The 18656-nt window shown below is 60.3% G+C and carries 15 protein-coding genes; all 15 read right to left on the reverse strand.

Annotation, left to right across the window (positions count from 1 at the left end; translation table 11 throughout):
• The 15 genes from rny to ACEXKH_RS03350 all read right to left on the reverse strand — a co-directional run bounded on the left by rny (nt 1) and on the right by ACEXKH_RS03350 (nt 18651).
• Entirely contained in the window at nt 1-1551 is a 1551-nt protein-coding gene (gene rny / locus ACEXKH_RS03280; RefSeq protein WP_373573067.1) for a ribonuclease Y, read from the reverse strand.
• Nucleotides 1552-1808: 257 nt separating this feature from the next.
• A complete protein-coding gene (locus ACEXKH_RS03285; protein WP_373573068.1) occupies nt 1809-2501 on the reverse strand; it encodes a regulatory protein RecX in 693 nt (230 codons plus the stop codon).
• Nucleotides 2502-2512: 11 nt separating this feature from the next.
• Nucleotides 2513-3661 (reverse strand): recombinase RecA, encoded by a 1149-nt coding sequence (gene recA, locus ACEXKH_RS03290; protein ID WP_271741986.1) that lies wholly within the window; start codon nt 3659-3661, stop codon nt 2513-2515.
• Between the two features lie 257 nt (nt 3662-3918).
• On the reverse strand, nt 3919-4449 hold the full coding sequence (locus ACEXKH_RS03295) for a CinA family protein (RefSeq protein WP_373573069.1): 531 nt from the start codon (nt 4447-4449) through the stop codon (nt 3919-3921).
• Nucleotides 4450-4461: 12 nt separating this feature from the next.
• Nucleotides 4462-5010, reverse strand: coding sequence for a CDP-diacylglycerol--glycerol-3-phosphate 3-phosphatidyltransferase (gene pgsA, locus ACEXKH_RS03300; protein WP_373573133.1), 549 nt, complete (start codon nt 5008-5010; stop codon nt 4462-4464).
• Between the two features lie 99 nt (nt 5011-5109).
• Complete coding sequence (rimO, locus tag ACEXKH_RS03305; protein WP_373573070.1) at nt 5110-6459, reverse strand: 30S ribosomal protein S12 methylthiotransferase RimO; 1350 nt, start codon at nt 6457-6459, stop codon at nt 5110-5112.
• A gap of 26 nt (nt 6460-6485) precedes the next feature.
• The gene (locus ACEXKH_RS03310) at nt 6486-6983 is read right to left on the reverse strand and encodes a YajQ family cyclic di-GMP-binding protein (RefSeq protein ID WP_117758513.1); all 498 of its coding nucleotides are present in this window, start codon (nt 6981-6983) and stop codon (nt 6486-6488) included.
• A gap of 26 nt (nt 6984-7009) precedes the next feature.
• Nucleotides 7010-8512 carry a helix-turn-helix domain-containing protein gene (locus ACEXKH_RS03315; RefSeq protein WP_373573071.1) on the reverse strand — a complete coding sequence of 501 codons (1503 nt, stop codon included), beginning with the start codon at nt 8510-8512 and terminating at the stop codon, nt 7010-7012.
• Nucleotides 8512-11292, reverse strand: coding sequence for an FtsK/SpoIIIE family DNA translocase (locus tag ACEXKH_RS03320; protein WP_373573072.1), 2781 nt, complete (start codon nt 11290-11292; stop codon nt 8512-8514). Before ACEXKH_RS03320 ends, ACEXKH_RS03315 begins: the two co-directional genes overlap by 1 nt.
• A gap of 1 nt (nt 11293) precedes the next feature.
• Entirely contained in the window at nt 11294-12964 is a 1671-nt protein-coding gene (locus tag ACEXKH_RS03325; protein WP_117564285.1) for a ribonuclease J, read from the reverse strand.
• A 650-nt stretch (nt 12965-13614) separates the two neighbouring features.
• Entirely contained in the window at nt 13615-15861 is a 2247-nt protein-coding gene (locus tag ACEXKH_RS03330; RefSeq protein WP_022094703.1) for a polyribonucleotide nucleotidyltransferase, read from the reverse strand.
• 150 nt (nt 15862-16011) lie between these two features.
• Nucleotides 16012-16290, reverse strand: coding sequence for a 30S ribosomal protein S15 (gene rpsO, locus ACEXKH_RS03335; RefSeq protein WP_006235963.1), 279 nt, complete (start codon nt 16288-16290; stop codon nt 16012-16014).
• Nucleotides 16291-16428: 138 nt separating this feature from the next.
• Complete coding sequence (gene recO, locus ACEXKH_RS03340; RefSeq protein WP_373573073.1) at nt 16429-17178, reverse strand: DNA repair protein RecO; 750 nt, start codon at nt 17176-17178, stop codon at nt 16429-16431.
• Between the two features lie 12 nt (nt 17179-17190).
• A complete protein-coding gene (gene era / locus ACEXKH_RS03345) occupies nt 17191-18261 on the reverse strand; it encodes a GTPase Era (protein ID WP_373573074.1) in 1071 nt (356 codons plus the stop codon).
• Nucleotides 18262-18273: 12 nt separating this feature from the next.
• Nucleotides 18274-18651 (reverse strand): diacylglycerol kinase family protein, encoded by a 378-nt coding sequence (locus ACEXKH_RS03350; protein ID WP_022094706.1) that lies wholly within the window; start codon nt 18649-18651, stop codon nt 18274-18276.
• Between the last annotated feature and the right edge of the window lie 5 nt (nt 18652-18656).

The following is an 18656-nucleotide window of genomic DNA, read 5'->3' on the forward strand; positions in this document are numbered from 1 at the left end:
TTATTTAGCGATATCGACAGCGCGGCTCTCGCGAATCACGACGACGCGCACCTGACCGGGATACTCCATCTCTTCCTCGATCCGATGGGCGATGTCATGAGCCAAGACCGTGGACTGAGCATCGGAAATCTTGTCCGGCTGAACCATGACGTGAACCTCGCGACCAGCCTGCATGGCATAGGTACGCTCGACGCCGTCATGGGAGTTGGCAATCTCCTCGAGCTTCTCAAGGCGCTTGATGTAGTTCTCGGCCGATTCGCGACGGGCACCGGGGCGAGAGGCAGAAACAGCATCGGCAGCCTGGACCAGAACATCGAGCACCGTGTTGGGGTCGACGTCGGCGTGATGGGCCTCGATAGCATGAACGATAACGGGCTTCTCGCCATAGCGACGGGCGAGCTCGGCGCCGATAACGGCATGCGGACCCTCGACGTCATGGTCGATAGCCTTACCAAGATCGTGCAGCAGGCCGGCACGCTTGGCGGTCACAACGTCCAGGCCAAGCTCGGAAGCCATCACGCCGCACAGGTCGGAAACCTCGAGGGAATGCTGGAGCACGTTCTGACCAAACGAGGTGCGGTAGCGCAGAGCACCCAGGGTCTTAACGATCTCGGGGTGCAGATCGTGGATACCGGTATCGAAGGCAGCCTGTTCGCCAGCCTCGCGCACGCGCTGCTGAACCAAGTCGGCGGCCTTGTGATACATCTCCTCGATGCGGGCGGGGTGAATGCGGCCGTCAGCAATAAGGTTCTCAAGGGCGACGCGGGCGGTCTCGCGACGGACCGGATCGAAGCTCGAAAGCACGACGGTCTCAGGCGTATCATCGATCACGAGGTTGACGCCAGAAACCTGCTCGAAGGTGCGGATGTTGCGACCCTCGCGGCCGATGATGCGACCCTTGAGGTCATCGGAAGGAATGTGCACAGAGGTAACGGTAACCTCGGCGGTGTGGTCGGCGGCGCAGCGCTGAATCGCCAGGGACAAGATCTCCTGAGCGGTCTTGTGGCACTCGGCGCGAACCTGCTGCTCGGACTCACGGATGATCGTGGCGGCCTCGTGGGTAACCTCGCCGCGAACCTTGTCGAGGAGCTCCTTGTGAGCGTCCTCGCGGGTCAGGTCGGCGATGCGCTCGAGCTCCGAAGTCTGCTTGGCGCAGAGCTCCTCAAGCTCGCGGGAGCGCTTCTCAACCTGGCCAGCCTGGCTGGACAGCTGATGCTCGCGCTTGTCGAGGGCATCGTTGCGGCGATCGAGGGACTCCTCGCGCTGCATCACGCGGTTCTCGAGCGTACGAATCTCACTCTTACGCTGCTTGTCCTCGGCCTCGGCAGCCTGCTTATTCTTGATAATCTCTTCCTTGGCCTCAAGCAGAGCCTCTTTTTTGAGGGTCTCGGCCTGACGCTTTGCATCACCGATTAGGGACTCAGCCTGTGCGTGTGCCGACTGGATCTTTTCGTCGGCCTCGTGAAGACTACCCTGCTTGGCGGTGCGCATGTAGGCAATGGCGGCGATGGCACCCAAAACGATGCCAACGAGCGCTGCGATGATAGGCATGCTCACTCCTTTTTATGGATTCGTTACACAACAAAGCGAACCGTCCTTGCGAACGGCTCGCGACATTTGAGTAATATGGGCGCAGCTTATGCGGGTCGGATACAGATAAACATATAAACAAACTCATCAAAGATGAGCACATATCACAAAGCAAATGACAGTGTTTATCGTACGTTGAACCGCAACAACTGTCAAATAAATGGACCCAGTACGGCGGCTAAAACGCGGCGAACGGCAGGTACGCAAAACACATGTGTCTAAACTGCACATTCCTCACGTTCGGCATCGAGACGCGCCTTAACGGCATCGGCGGCGATGCGGTACGAAAATCCCTTGCCCATCAAAAACCGGACGAGCTTTTCGAATCCACGTGTCTCGGGAATACGACGCTTTGCGAGCAAAGCCGACGCGCGAGCCAAGTCGTCCTCCACGGCAAAATAATCCTCGGGATAGCCGGGGATATCATCGAGTACGACATGGCGGCGCTTGAGCTCGGTCTCAATCTTGCGCTGTCCCCAGCCGCGTCGTTTGCGTTCCTCGATAAAGTACGAACAAAAGCGATTCTCATCTAAAAAGCGATACTCAGTGGCACGCTGGACGGCGAATTCAATTGCGGGCTGGCGAAATCCGTAACGAGCCAGCTTGTCACGGACCTCACCCGTGGCATGGTCGCGGCGCGACGTCATCTCAGTCACCATGGTAAGCGCGCATTTACGCTCAATGAGCTGTACCGCCTCGCGAAACTCATCCCAATCGCAGGGAAGATCGGGGCGATTTTTAAGGAACAGGCGCGCGACACGAACAGGAATCCAGATGGATCGATCAAAACCACCCTCGAGCTCACAGTCGATATGTGCACAAGGCTTTTTTGATGCATACCCACTCGAGAACGAGGAGGCCGCCTTCTTATCGGGAAAGACGACCGTGGCCTCGGTCACCGTATACGACATGAGGGCATCCGCTACTCGTCGTCATCATCGAGCATCGCGGAGCCATCGATGGCGTAAAGCTCATCGAACTCCTCAGTTTCGGGCTGATCGGTCAGCTCGACCTCGGACGGAGCATCGTCATCGAATTCAAGGCCGCAGGCGAGGCGAACCTTATGCTCGATCTCGTCAGCACAATCGGGGTGTTCGCGCAGGAAGGCCTTAGCGGCCTCGCGACCATTACCGAGCTTGTCCTCACCGTAAGCAAACCAAGAGCCCATCTTTTTGCAGATACCGCACTCGACGGCCATGTCCAGAATCGAGCCCTCCTTAGAGATGCCCGTACCGTACATGATGTCGAACTCGGCAGATCGGAACGGAGCGGCCACCTTGTTCTTAACGACCTTGGCACGCACGCGATTGCCGATAACCTCGTCCTTGAGCTTGATGCTGTCGATGCGGCGAATATCGATGCGCACCGACGAGAAGAACTTGAGGGCGCGGCCGCCCGTCGTAGTCTCGGGGTTGCCGAACATGACGCCGATCTTCTCGCGCAACTGATTAATGAAGATACAGGTCGTTTTAGATTTGGCGAGTGAGCCGGCGAGCTTACGGAGCGCCTGGCTCATCAGACGGGCTTGAAGGCCGACCGTAGTATCACCGATCTCGCCCTCGATCTCGGCACGCGGGGTCAAAGCGGCGACAGAGTCGACGACGATGGCGTCGATGGCGCCAGAGCGCACGAGCATGTCGACGATCTCGAGCGCCTGCTCGCCCGTATCGGGCTGGGAAATGAGGACCTCATCGATGTCCACGCCGATACGTGCGGCATACGTGGGATCGAGCGCGTGCTCGGCATCGATAAATGCCACGACGCCGCCCATAGCCTGGGCCTCTGCCAAAATCTCGAGCGAAAGCGTTGTCTTACCGGAGGACTCGGGGCCGTAAATCTCGACGATACGGCCGCGCGGCACGCCGCCGATGCCCAGAGCGGCATCGAGGGCCAGGGCGCCCGTGGGAATGGCCTCGACCTCGAGCTCGGGACCACCGTCGCCGTACCTCATGATAGAACCCTGACCGAATTTCTTCTCGATCTCGGCCTTGGTGGTGGCGATCATCTCATCGCGCTCTTTACCCGTCGTGCGAGCATGAACGGTACGTACGGGACCTGAATTCTTGGCCATGAATAGCCCTCCTCTTAACAACCTGCATCGATAATAAACGAACGGCTGTTCGTGGTCAACCGTTCAGATAAATCATATGCAGCCGACCTTTCCAAAACCCAACCAAACGCCGACCAAACACTGACCAAAAACTTGACCGCAGGTAAACCAAACAAAGCATGACGAGGAAGAATACGCCAACTACCTGCACAAAGAGCAAATTCGCCAGAGGTCCCTATCTCCACAATTAAGGGGCCCGGAGGCCCCTTAAAACACGTCTATTCCATAGAATTGAGCACGCAGACAATGCGACCCAGTGCCTCCGCGACCGCATGGGCACGAACACACGAACGATCGCCCTCATAGTGACAACGAATGGAGTCCACGACCGGCACTCCCCCATCGGCCGAGCGATACGCCCAGCCAATATAAAAAGTGCCAGCCGGATCGTCCTCGGTGCCTCCACCGGGGCCGGCATAGCCCGTCGCGCTCACGGCAATATCGCTCTGGTACAGCTCCAGCGAACCGGCAGCCATCTCGCGCGCCGTCTGATACGACACCGCGGTATAGCGGTCGAGCGTCTCTTGCTCAACGCCGAGCACGCGATGCTTAATCTCGTCGCAGTACGTCACCGCACCACCGCGCAGTACCGCCGAGGCACTGGGAATATCGGCGATCGTCGAGGCGATCATGCCCGCTGTCAGAGATTCAGCCGTCGAAACCGTCACACCACGAACGGTTGCACGCTCGACAATATCGCGTGCGAGCTCTTCATTGTGCGCGGCAATCTGCTCAAATGATTCCGTCATGCCTACCAGGACCTAGACCGAAAAGACAATCTTGCGGCAGTTCCAGAAGTACTGAGCGCCCGAGATAACGGTCAGGATAACGGCCACGGCGTACAGGAAGCGCGACACCGAGTAAATACCGAGCGTCAGCGCCACCGGGCCAAGGTGCAAGCCGGCCATCGCAAAGACGCACAGGTAGCCGCAGATGGAAACCATCGTAGTCGCCGTCTTGTACTTGCCGAGCTTATCGGCGGCAACGACCACACCGGCCGCACTCGCGACCATGCGCAGGGCGCTCACCAGCAGCTCGCGGAACAGGATGATGAACACGGACCACACGGTTACGGTGCCAAAATCCAAGAACAGAAGCAGCGCCGAGAACACGAGCAACTTATCGGCGATGGGATCCAGGAACTTACCGAAGTCGGTGATCTCGTTGCGTGAACGAGCAAGGTAGCCATCAACCTTATCGGTGCACGACAGGATGACGTACAGAATAAAGGCGGCGGCGGCGAGCGGTCCGTCGAAGGTGCTCCAATCCGTACCGGCAACGCTTGTGTGAGACAGCGCCGACACAATCATGAACACCGGAATAAAGACGATGCGCACGCACGTCACGATGTTGGCGGGCGTCCAGACACTCGTCAGTTCCTTATTGCTCTCGTTAACCACGACGCTCTCCTACTCCACAACATGACCGATAAGCTCGTAGCAGAAGCTATCGGTAAACTCGACCGTCAGAATATCGCCCACAGATGCCTCGCTGGCATCCAGATGCACCGCACCATCGGAATCGGGCGCCTGGAACCAGGCATGTCCGATGAGCTCGGCACCGTCCTCGGTCTCCTCGATACCGTCGACGATCACCTGGGCGCGCTCGCCCACGTGCGCGGCAGTCGCGGCAAAGCCGAGCGACTCGGCCAGATCCATGGCCTCCTGGGCGCGCTCGAGCTCAACATCTTCGTCGACCTGGCCCTCCATCTTGGCGGCTAGGCTGCCCTCCTCCTGCGAGTAGGCAAAGACGCTCGTGTAGTCAAAGCCGACGGTGTCCATAAAGTCGATAAGATCGCGGAACTCGTCGTCGGTCTCGGTCGGGAAACCGACCATGGCCGTGGAGCGAATCACGATACCGGGGATACGCTCGCGCAGGTCACGGAACAGGTCCTCGAGCTCCTGGCGCGAACCGGAGCGGCGCATGGCCTTGAGGATGCGCGCGTCGCAGTGCTGCACAGGAATATCGATATAGGGCAGCACCTCGGGCGTATCGCGAATGGTCTCGATAAGCTCGTCGGTCATGCCCTCGGGCTGCAGGTAGAGTACGCGGACCCACACGTTATGAGGACGCACCGCCTCAGCAACGGCCTGCAGCAGCTGCGCCAGATTGCGCGGCGAGCCCTCGGAGACGCCCTCATCCGCAAAGTCAGTACCCCAGATGCCCGTGTCCTGACCGATCAGTACGATCTCGCGCACACCACCGGCGACCAGGTCGCGCACCTCGGAGATAATGTTCTCGGCATTGCGCGAGTGATAACGACCGCGGATATACGGGATCATGCAGAAGCTGCAAAAACGATTGCAGCCATCGGAGATCTTGACGTAGGCGACAGCGCCCTCGACGGTGCGCTTGACCTGCGGAATATAGGCGGCAATCTCGCGCTCCACGCCCAGCACATCATCGATGACCGCCACGATGCCGTCTTCCTCGTCGGCCTTCACAAAGGCCGCGACCTCGGGCAGCTCGTCGGGCAGGTCGTCGCCGTAGCGTGACGGCACGCAGCCGCACATGACGATCGGGCAGGAACGAACGCCGTCCTGCACCTCATTGGCAAGCTCAAGCGTGGTCTCGATGCTCTCGGACGTTGCAGAGGCAAGGAACGAGCACGTATTGACGATGGCGATATCGGCATCCTGTGGATCGAATGCCTCCTCGTAGCCTGCGGCGGACAGCAGCGAACGCATACGGTCGGTATCGACCTCGTTCTTGGCGCACCCGAGGGTGATATAGAGTACGGAGCCCAACGGAGTATCCATGTTGGAGAGCGGTCCTTTCGAAAGAATTAGCGGTAGTTGGTGAACTGCAGCGGCTGACCGTAGTCCTGGTCGCGCAGGAACTGGATCACGGTCTGCAGCGCATCCTTGGAAGCAGAGGAAACACGCAGTTTGTCGGCCTCAATCGTCACCTTGACCTTAAGCTTCTGATCCTTGATGTCCTTATTGATCTTCTTGGCGGTCGTCTGGTCGATACCCTCGACGATATGACCGAGCACGCGCACGGTACCGCCCGATGCAGCCTGAGGCGCATCCCAGGACACGGCCTTAAGATCGATGCCGCGCTTGATGAGCTTGGAGCTCAGGACATCGATGATCTGCTTGGAGACAAAGTCGGCCGGGGCGTTGATCGTAAAGAGCTTGTCGCCCTTCGAAAGCTCGATGGTGGCACCAGAGTCCTTCAGGTCATAGCGCTGGGAAATCTCGCGCGTGGTCTGCTGGAAGGCATTGTCGACCTCCTGCATATTGACTTCGGACACGACGTCGAAGCTGGAATCTTTAGCCATGGTTAATCCTTTCGCTTACGAGCGGCTTAGTAGCTGTCATACGAATAGTCGGTAGAATCGGTCGTCGTTTGACCGTCGGTGGCGGAATCGTTGCCGTCCGAGGACTGGGCGTCGGTTCCATCCGCACTGTTAGCATCATCGGTACCGTCAGTGGTCTCGCCGTCCTCGGCGTCGGTCGTCTCCTTCTTGGGAACGGTGATCGTCACGCGTGCGACGCCCGACGTCTTAGTGTCGTAGCGGACCTTTTCGCCGTTCTTGGTAACGGTGACATCGGAAGGCTTGGACGTGGTGATCTCGATCGAGGACTCAGGCGCATATTCCTGCTCAAAGGGACCGGTCGCTTGGGCGCCATAGACAGACTTGCCATCAACCTTGACCTCAATCCAAGCAGTCTTGCCCTTGGCAACGGAGATCTTGACCTTTGTGACCTCGCTCTCCTCCTTCTTGGCCTTCGTGTTGGCGGCGTCCGAATCGGTCGACTCGTCCGTCGTCTCATCGGTATCTTCATCCTCATCGACGGATTCGGTCTTCTTGGAAGACTTCTTAGTCGTTGTCTTTGTGGCAACGGGCGTCTCGGGCGTCGACTCGGGCGCCGAGGAGCCGCAGCCACGCAGGAGCACCACGATGAGCACGATCAGCAGCAGCGCCACGGCACCGATACCGGCGTAAACGATACGAGGATCGAGACCGTTGTTCTGGGGAGCACGCCCACCGCCGCGTCCACGATTGGAACCACCGCGACCGGTGCCTTGGGGCATACGACCGCGGTTATTGTCGGAACGACCGCGATAACTACCCTGACGCTGCATATTGCGCTGGCCCGAGCGGGAGGCGAGCTCGCCGCGACCCTGGTAGTTGCGCTGGCCCGAGCGAGGCGCTATGGAGCGCTGGCTATAAGGCTGCGACTGGGATCGAAGGCGAGGCGTCACCTGCGTAGTATCGGCGTCTGCATAGCCGCCGCGCGGGCGACCGGAAGAAACGCCACGGTACCCGCGATCGGAATAACCACCATCGCCATAGCCCACACGAGGGTCTCGTGCGACACCGCGGGCAGCGGGGAGTGCGCGCTCCTCGGGCACCGGCGTGCTGCGAAAACGATCGCGCTGGGAACGAATATCCTCGCTCGAGCCCGTCTCGGTAACATAGCCAGCCTGCTGAGGGCGCTGGCCATAACGCGTCGAACGCCCGCCCTGAACCATCAGGAAGCGGCCGTTGTCGACCGAGGAACGCGAATTGACGTAGCCGGCGGCGTCCTGAAAACGACCACCCTGCTGCGACGTCTCGCGCTCATACGCCATCAGATCGTCAAAATAAGCGTTGACGACCTCCCGCGGATTGAGGCCCAAAAAGCGCGCATAGCTCGAAATCATGCCCTGCGCATAGCCGCGCGGAGGCATCGATGCAAAATTGCCATTCTCGAAAAACTCGATGATCTGCGGCCTGATTTTGATGGTGTTGGCGACCTGCTGAATGGAAAGGCCCATTCGGCGACGCTGCTCGAGCAGCATGTCACCAAAGCGTGCAGCCATCAGAATCCTCCAAACTCACGATCTTCACGTGCCATCTCGGCGTCGACGGATTCCAGCGCGGCAAGGCCTTCTTCATCCAGCAGGACCTCGCGCGGCTTGGAACCGTCGGGCGGACCGACGACACCCTTTTCTTCCAGCATGTCCATAATACGCCCGGCGCGCGCATAGCCAACCTTCAGGCGGCGCTGCAGGCCAGATGTGGAGCCCAGCTGCGATTCCACCACAATATGAGCGGCTTCCCAAATAAGCGGATCGTCGTCCTGAGGCTCGGCAACGCCGGTACGAACGATGCCGCCGCCACCTGCCATGGACATGGAGGCAGGTGCCACAGCCGACAGGATCTCCTCATGGTAGTCGGGCTCGCTTTGCGACTTGACGAACTCGACAATCTCGTTGATCTCATCATCCGAAACAAAGCAGCCCTGGATACGGCGGGGCTTGCCCCAGTCGACCTTTGAGAACAGCATGTCACCCAAGCCGGTGAGCTTTTCGGCACCCATCTGGTCGATGATGACGCGGGAGTCGATGCCCGTTGCGACGTTGAAGGCGATGCGGTTGGTAATGTTTGCCTTGATGAGACCCGTCACCACGTTGGAGCTCGGACGCTGAGTCGCCACGATAAGGTGGATACCGGCGGCACGGCCCAGCTGGGCGATACGCACAATCGATGCCTCGACGTCCTTGCCGGCAACCATCATCAGGTCCGAGAGCTCGTCGATGATGATGACCAGGTAGGGCATCTTTTGCGGCGGGTTATCGTAATGCTCAAACTCGCCGGCGGCCTGCTTTTCGTTATAGGTCGAAATCTTGCGCACGTTCAGGCGCTCGAAGACCTTCAGGCGGCGCTCCATCTCGGAAACCGCCCACTGCAAGGCACTCGCGGCCTGCTTGGGCTCGGTCACTACGGGCACGTAAAGATGCGGCAGGCCGTTATAGCCTGCGAGCTCGACGCGCTTGGGGTCGACCATGATCAAGCGAACGTCCTCGGGAAGGGCGCGCATGAGCAGAGTCGTGATGATGGAGTTGATCATGACCGACTTACCAGAACCCGTGGTACCGGCGATCAGCAGGTGGGGCATCTTAGCGAGGTCGGCGACGACCGGCGTGCCCTCTGCATCGCGGCCGATAGCAAGCTCGAGCGGACCGCCCTTAACATAGGGCAACACGTCGCCCAAGTTGACGTTCTGACGCTTGCGATTGGGAATCTCGATACCCACGAGCGAGGTGCCGGGAATCGGCGCAAAGATACGCACGGACTGTGCAGCAAGCGACAGTGCGATGTCGTCCTCAAGGCTCGAAATCTTGCTCACGCGCTCGCCCTCGCCGGGCTGCAGCTTAAAGGTCGTCACCGTGGGACCGGCAATCCAGCCGACGACGCGAGCGCTACGGCCAAACTCAAGCAGCGTTGACTGCAACGACTCGGCGGTCTGTTCCAGCTCCTTGTCCGAAGACGCGGCGGAAGCGGACTGAGGGTTTGCATGCAGGATTTCGAGCGGCGGAAGCTTAAGGCCGTCCTCTTCTTCGCCCTCGTTATCCGCGGAGGCATTGTCCGCTCCCCCATCGCTCGAAGTAGACGCCTCGGCAGCGCCCGCGACAGACGCATCGGCAACCTTGGGATGCTTGAGGAAATCAGGAATTTGAGGGGCGGCCGAGACGGGATTAACAGCGAACGGCGGCTCGGACTCGTCGACCTTGTCCGGATCGTCCTCCATCGAAAGCTGACCGGTCACTTGGCCGCGCTTGGCATGGCGGCGCGGCAGCAAGGTGGTTTTAGCAGTCTCGAGCGGGGACTCGTCATCCTCGTCATCACCCTCGGTAAGCTCAATCTCGCTCTCGGACCAAGACGGGTCGGGCTCACTCGTATTGAGCTTGGGAGCCGTCTTACCTTTCTTAGCGTGACGGCGCGGGAGCAGCGTGGTCTTAGCGCGCTCGGCCTCCACGACATCGGACACGTCGACAAACGGATCCTCGTCTTCGTCGTCATCGTCCAGAACCTGGTCCGCATCGTTGCCCATGACCGTGGTCACAGCAGCATCGGAGCCCTTTTGACGAAGAATGCTCAGGTGCGGACGGGCAACGCCGGGCACCGACAGGGCTTCGTCGTCACCCCACGGACTCGCGTTTACATCGGCACGACGGCGCTCGGCAAAATCGGCCGCACGGTCGCGGGCAGAGCGCAAAACGCCGCCCACCGAAAAGCCGATGATGACAAAGCCAACGACGGCCAGACCCAACAGGACCACCATCGCGATAGGCTTACCCAGGGCATTCTGCAGCGCACTCGCAATAAACGCACCGATGTAGCCACCCGAGGCGGACAGGTTTTGCGGCGTGAACATAAGGTCGCACGAGTCGCTCGTACCCGGCACCATCAGCGAAAGAATGGAGACGACGGCGATAAAGACCACAGCGCCGCCCGCAACAGAGCGCACGTTGAGCGGCGAATCCTCGCCTAAAAAGAGCGTGGCGGCAAACAGCAAAATGACGATCGGCAGCACGTAGGCGCCCAGACCAAAGCCCAGGTGGTAGAAACCGGCAACCGCAGCCGTAACGGGTGCGGTCGCTGGCGAAATCACGGCAATGAAGGACGCAATCGCCAAAACGGCAATGACCACGCCGGCGATATCGCGGTTGGCCGAAGGCTCGACCAGGGGCTCAAAATCGTCGAAATCGGCCTCGTGGCCCTTATTGGCACGAAGATGGGAACCGGCACCCTTAGCAGATGCCGGTTGGTTGTTGGCTTTATTGCCTTTGGCGTTTTGTGCAGATCCGCGCGCCAAACTAAACCTCCATGACGACCGGGATGATCATCGGACGAGTGCGCGTACGGCTCCAGATAAAGTTAGAGAGCGAGTCACGCACGGCCTTACGAATGGCATCGGAACCGCTGCTCGTAAAGCTGAACTTGCCCTTCTCGATCGTCTTCATGATGGATGCCGAGGCGTCCTCGGAGAACTGGTCGTCGATGGCAAAGGAGACGCCGCGGCCCGAGAACTCGATGGCCTCGATCTTCTTGTGCTTGAGCGAAACGATAGCGACAGCCGTGACCATACCGTCGTTGGCAAGCTTCTGACGATCGCGCAGGACGATGGGGTCGGTATCGCCGATGCGCAGTCCGTCGACGTAGACGACGCCAGACTCGACGGGCGTACCGCGCTTGACGATACCGCCACGCATCTCGAGCGTGTCACCGTTGTCGAGGATAAAGATATGATCTTCCTTGAGGCCCATCTTGCGTGCAAGTTGAGCATGGGCGCGCAGATGCACGGCCTCGCCGTGGACCGGCATAAAGTAGGTGGGCTTGGCCATGGCCATCAGGAGCTTGAGCTCCTCCTGGCTACCGTGACCCGAGACGTGAACGAGGGCGCGGTTCTTATCCCACACGTCGCAGCCAAGCTTGGCGAGACTGTTGACGACCTGCTGAACGGCCTTCTCGTTACCGGGGACCGGCGTTGCCGAGAGGATGACGGTATCGCCCTCGTGGATGGAGAGGGTCTTGTGCTCGCCGTTGGCCATGCGCGAAAGGGCCGACAGAGGCTCGCCCTGCGAACCAGTGCACATGACGACGATCTTGTCGTCGGGAAGGTTGTCGATATCGAAGGCATCGATGATATCGGCATCATCAATGTTGAGATAACCGAGCTCGCGCGCCACGCGGGTGTTGGTGAGCATGGAACGACCGGTCACGACGACCTTGCGGCCGCACTTGCGGGCAGCGTCGCAGATCTGCTGCAGACGATGGATGTGGCTCGAGAACGACGCGACGAACACGCGGCCCGGAGCATTCTTGATGGCATGCAGCAGATTGGGGCCAACCTCGGCCTCGGACTTGGTAAAGCCGGGGACCGTGGCGTTGGTGGAGTCGGACAGCAGCAGGTCGATGCCCTGCTTGGCAAAGCGGCTGATAGCGGCATAGTCGGGCGTGACGCCGTCGATGGGCGTCTGGTCGAGCTTAAAGTCGCCGGTGTGCATAACGGTACCCTGGTTGGTGCGGATGAACACGCCCAGAGCGCCCGGGATGGAGTGCGTCATCGAGAAGAAGTCGAGCGAGATGCCACCGAGATTGACGTGGCTACCGCCCTTGACCTCACGAAACTTGGGTGCACGAATGCGGAACTCGGAGAGCTTGCCCTCGATAAAGCCGAGCGTCAGCTTGCTCGAGAAGATGGGCACCTTGTTGTTGAGGTCCTGCAGCAGATACGGAAGCGAACCGGTGTGGTCCTCGTGGCCGTGAGTGACGATGATGCCGCGGAGCTTTTCCTCGTTCTCCAGAACGTAGGTGTAATCCGGAAGCACCAGGTCGATACCGGGCTGCGAGTCGTCGGGGAACATGAGGCCAGCGTCGACGAGCACCATGTCGTCGCCGCACTCGAAGACCGTCATGTTCTTGCCGATGCCATCAAGGCCGCCGAGCGGGATGATCTTCAAGGGAGATGATTTTTTAGCTGCCATAGGTGAGTGTTGTTTCCTTTCTTCGAAACGGGTCTGGAACAACCGGCAGGGCGCTTCTGGCAAACCGACCGCCGGGAACGTACAAACATGCATCACGGAGTCGATGCAGTAACCACAGTATGATACCCATTTGCACAACAACAGACCACCCATGCATCAAAGCCCCATCTGAACCGGTCTATCCCGCCGGTCTGGTCTCAGCGGGCCCGGCACGGGCTAAGTTTCCTGCTCTACAGTCCTGCGCAAGACGGAAAGCACATTAAGTGCTTTCCTTTGCGTGCGGAACTCGCGATAAACTTAGCCCGTGCCGGGCCCGCTGAGACCAGACCTGCCAAAATAGGACAGCTTTATTTTGGTCGGTTTTATCTGGGGCAATGACGCGCATGCGATTGTCAAAAGATCTGAATTCAAATAACTGAATAGACTGTCTGACAAAATCGTAACCCGCACCAACCAGACCTTTTGCTATTCCCGGCGGGGTCCGCGGGTAAAGTTTATCGCGAGTTCCGCACGAACAGGAGGCCACTAAATGTGGCCTCCGTCGTGAGCAGGACTGTAGAGCAGGAAACTTTACCCGCGGACCCCGCCGGGAATAGCAAAAGGGCGACTCCAGGTGGAGTCGCCCTTGTTGAGCTGCTTATGTGTTGCTGTTACTCGGCGTCGTGGTGACGGCGGGGCTTGCGGCCTCCGTTGTCGCCAGGACGGCGCGGACGGTCGCTGCGCTCGGAGCGCTCGCGACGCGGACGCTCGCGACGCTGAAAGTGCTCGCCGTCGCCCTCGGAGGCACCCTCGGCGCGAGCCGGGGCCTCGGGCTTGTCGAGACGATCGAGCGAGATCTTGCCGCGATCGTCGACCTCGATGACGACGACCTTGACCTCGTCGCCCACGTTGAGGACGTCCTCAACCTTCTCCACGCGACCCTTGGCGACGCGGGAGATGTGCAGCAGGCCGTCCTTACCGGGCAGCAGGTTCACGAAGGCGCCGAAGGGCTGGATGGAGACCACGCGACCGGTGTACTCCTCGCCCGGCTCGGGAACCTTGATGATGAGCTTGATGCGCTCGACGGCCTGATCGACGGACTCGCCGGTACCGCCGACAAAGACGGTGCCGTCCTCCTGGATGTCAACCGAAGCGCCGGTCTCGTCCTGGATGCCGCGGATGACCTTGCCGCCGGAACCGATGACGTCGCGGATCTTATCGGTCGGAACCTGGATGGAGACGATGCGCGGAGCGGTGCTGCGCGTGGTATGACGCGGCTCGGGGATCACATCGAGCATCTTCTGCAGGATGAAGGCGCGACCCTCCTTGGCCTGCTGCAGGGCGCGGGCCAAGATGTCGAAGGTGAGGCCGGTGGCCTTGTTGTCCATCTGCAGGGCGGTGATGCCCTCGGTGGTGCCAGTGACCTTAAAGTCCATGTCGCCCAGGAAGTCCTCGAGGCCCTGGATGTCGGACAGGACCACGGTCTTGCCCTCCTCCTGGATCAGGCCCATGGCGATACCGGAGACCGGGCGCTTAATGGGCACGCCGCCGTCCATAAGGGCGAGCGTGGAGCCGCAGGTCGAAGCCATCGAAGAGGAGCCATTGGACTCCATGACCTCGGAGACCACACGGATGGCGTAGGGGAACTCGTTCTCATCGGGAAGCACCGGGAGCAGAGCGCGCTCGGCCAGGTTGCCGTGACCAATCTCGCGGCGCTTGGGGCTGCCCATGCGGCCGGTCTCACCGGTGCAGAACGGCGGGAAGTTGTAGTGGTGCATGTAGCGCTTGCCCTCGGTGGGCTCAATGGTATCCAGACGCTGGCCCTCGTTGAGCATACCGAGCGACAGGACGGAGAGCACCTGGGTCTGACCACGCTGGAACAGGCCGGAGCCGTGAACGAGCGGCAGGTAGTTGTCCTTCACCATGATGGGACGGATCTCGTCGGCGGCACGGCCGTCGACGCGCTCGCCGGTCTCGACGACCATGGTGCGCATGGCCTTCTTCTCGAGCTTCTTGAGCGCCACGGGGATCTCGCGCTCCCATGCGGCCTGCTCCTCGTCGGTGAACTCGGCGCGGATGGACTCCTTCAGAGCCTCGACCTTGCCGATGCGGGAAAGCTTGTCGGCGTCGCGCAGGGCAGCGGCCATCTCGTCGTAGTGGGCGAAGATGCGCTCCTGGACCTCCTCGACGGGCTGGTCGAGCGGGTACTCCTTCTTGACGATAGCGCCGTTGACCTGCTCCCACTCGGCAACGAACTCGTCTTGGGCCTGGCAGAAGGCAGCGAGGGCCTCCTGACCAAACTTCATAGCGGCGAGCATGTCGTCCTCGGAGATCTCCTCGGCGCCGGCCTCGACCATCGAGATGAAGTCGGCAGAGCCGCCCAGCTCCAGGTCCAGGTCGGAGTTCTCGCGCTCCTCATAGGTGGGGTTGACGATAAACTCGCCGGTCTCCACGTTGCGGCCGATGCGCACGCAGGCAAGCGGACCCTCGAAGGGCACGCCGCCGAGCGTCATAGCCAGAGAGGCGCCCATGACGTTGATGACGTCGAAGGGGTTAACCTGATCGGCAACGAGCGAGGTGGCGACGATGTGCACCTCGTTGCGGAAGCCGTCCGGGAAGCTCGGGCGGATCGGGCGGTCGATCATACGAGCCGTGAGCGTGGCCTTCTCGCTGGGACGGCCCTCGCGCTTGAGGTAACCACCCGGGATACGGCCGGCAGCGTACATCTTCTCGTTGAAGTCGACGGTCAGCGGGAAGAAGTCGTAATTCTTGCGCTCCTTGGAGACGACCACGGTATCGAGCATCGTGGTGTCACCCTGCTTGACCAGACAAGCGCCGGTGGCCTGCTTGGCAAGCTCGCCGGACTCGAAGGTGTAGGTCTTGCCGTACAGCTCAAAGGTCTTGGATACGAGTGTCATTGTTCTCCTTTACCCCACAGGCCCCTTGCCTGCGGGCTTCTCATGTGACGCGGGCCCCCTGCCCCCGCCACGCTTCAGAGCGTGATTGTTCACGCCCTTACACAAAAAGAGCGCCCCGCTGCGCAGGACGCTCTTAGCATGTACAAATCCTTACTGGATGTTGTCGCGGATGCCCAGAGCCTTGATGAGCTCACGGTACTCGACGATGTCGTTCTTCTTGATGTAGGAGAGAAGACGACGACGACGGCCGACGAGCATGAGCAGGCCACGACGAGTGTGGAAGTCCTTCTGGTGGGACTTCATGTGCTCGGTCAGCTCCTTGATGCGCTCGGACAGGATGGCGACCTGAACCTTGGGGTTACCGGTATCGACCGGGGAGTTACCGAACTGGGCGGTCAGCTCCGCCTTGCGCTCTTTGGAAACAGTCATTGTTTCACCTTTCATTTCGCGTCGCCCGGGGACGACTCTATTCGCCTCGGACTGGGAAGTCGCCGGTGGAGCGAACATCCAAGGTCGAGGTACCAACAGGTCGGTATGTTACCACAAGCGACGCGCGCCTGCGCATCATCACCGACCCAACATGAATTCCATCGCACGGAGCCGCTGATCGGCGTGTGTGGCGGCCCAAACATGCGAAAGCCCCAGCAAAAAAGCAGCCGTATGCGGATCGATCCGCTCGTCCATAAGGGCATCGAACGTCATGGACATCAGAGCGCGCAGCCATACAACCTCGCCGGTTGAGACCAACTCGGCGCCAGGCACGCTCGAGGCGCACGACCCGCACAGAAGCCCGCCCGCCTGGGGCGAAAAATACGACAGCATGGGGTCTCCGCACAGCACGCATGCCGAAAAATCGGGTCGGTAGCCAACGTGCGACAGCAGTTTAAAGACAAAGGCCGCCACGAGCAGGTCCATATGTGCCGAGTCGAACCCGCTGCCGACAAGCGTGAGCGCCCGCTGCGTGATGGCAAAGGTAAATGGATCCTCGGCATCCTCGAACGAGCACGCGCGCGCAACCTCGGCAATCGCGCTGGCGGCACAGGTCGTCTCGTAGTCAGGAGCAGCACCGAGCGGCGCCTCCATAAGCTCCGCCTGAGAAACCACGTCGAGCGACCGCCCATGCGCGAGCAGCATATCGACGGTACAGAAAAGCTCGCAGCGGGCCGCAAGGCGACCGCCAGGCTTACGTGCGCCCTTGGCCACGGCACGCACCTGCCGCCCCCGCTCATCGAGCATCGTCAAGATCAGGTCGGTTTCCTTGAGCTTCGTCTTGTCGAGGACGAGCACTTTTGTGCGATATGTGCGAGAGCCAGCCATGAACGCCGAGGCTTAATCTTCGGCGTTATAGCCAAAGCGGCGGATCTGCGCCTCGTCATCGCGCCAGCCGGCCTTGACCTTCACGTCGAGCTCCAAAAAGACCTGGGTGCCAAAGATACGCTCAAGGTCACGACGGGCATCGATGCCGATATGCTTGATCATCTCGCCGCCCTTGCCGATGATGATGCCCTTCTGCCCCTCGCGCTCGACGTAAATCGTGGCGTGCACGCGCAGGACCTTCTTAGTCTGCTCGAGCGCGTCACAGATAACGCCCACGGAGTGAGGGATCTCGTCGCGGGTGCGACGCAGGACCTTCTCGCGAACAAACTCGGCCACGAGGGTCTCATCGGAAGCGTCGGTGCCCATGTCCTCGGGGAACCAACGCGGGCCCTCGGGCAAAAAGTGAGCGACGGTCTCGATGAACGCATCGACGTTGAAGTTCTTGACCGACGACGTCACGATCTCATCGTCGTATTCCATAAGCTCGTGGGCTGCCTTAAGCTGCTCCATGACCTGTGCGGGGTCGGCCTCGTCGGCCTTCGTGAGCACCAGGACCTTTTTGGAGCGGGCATTCTTGACGCGCTCGGCGACCCAGGCGTCCCCCCTGCCGATGGGTTTGGTGGCGTCGATCAGAAACGCGACGACGTCTACGTCATTGAGCTCAAACAGGGCACTCTTATTAAGCTCGGAGCCCAGGCCGTCCTTGGGCTTGTGGATACCCGGCGTGTCAACGAAGACCAGCTGGTAACCGGGGCGGTTGACCACGGCGCGCATACGGCGGCGGGTCGTCTGGGCCACCGGAGAGGTAATGGCGACCTTCTTGCCGTAACAGGCGTTGAGCAGCGTGGACTTGCCGGCGTTGGGGCGACCGACCAGGGCCACAAAGCCACTGCGAAAACCGGGTTCCACGTCGCCAAAACCCGCGAGGCTCTCATCCTCGTCACACAGGGCATCGAGTTCCTCGTCGCTCATACCCTCAAACGGGTCGAACTCCTCGACCTCGTCAAACGAAGCGGCACCTTCAGCCTCGTCCAGGACCTCGTCATCCAAAACCTCATCGGTAGGCTGCATATTGACGGACATGGGAATCCCTTTCTAAATAAAGTCGAGCGCGTGGGCAAAGACAAGCAAGCCCACGATCGCGGCGGTAATGGAAAGAACGTATACAGACGCAGCGGCAATATCCTTCGCGCGCTTGGCCAGCGGATGCAGCTCCTGGGTCGCCAGGTCGACAATCGCCTCCATGGCGGTATTGCACAGCTCGCCGTGAATCACCAGGCCGCAGCAGATGATGACCGTAGCCCACTCGGCAATATCAAGCCCCACGATGCAGCCGGCAATGACGGTGCACACGCCCGCCACGAGCATGACCTTGATATTGCGCTCGGTCTTGACGGCGGTGACGAAGCCCTCCATGGCGTATGAGAACGACTTTAAAAAGGACGGATGGTCCTTGTTCGATCCGGGAATCATAGACG

The sequence above is a fragment of the Collinsella aerofaciens ATCC 25986 genome, from assembly GCF_964259375.1.
GTDB classification, from domain to species: domain Bacteria; phylum Actinomycetota; class Coriobacteriia; order Coriobacteriales; family Coriobacteriaceae; genus Collinsella; species Collinsella aerofaciens_BO.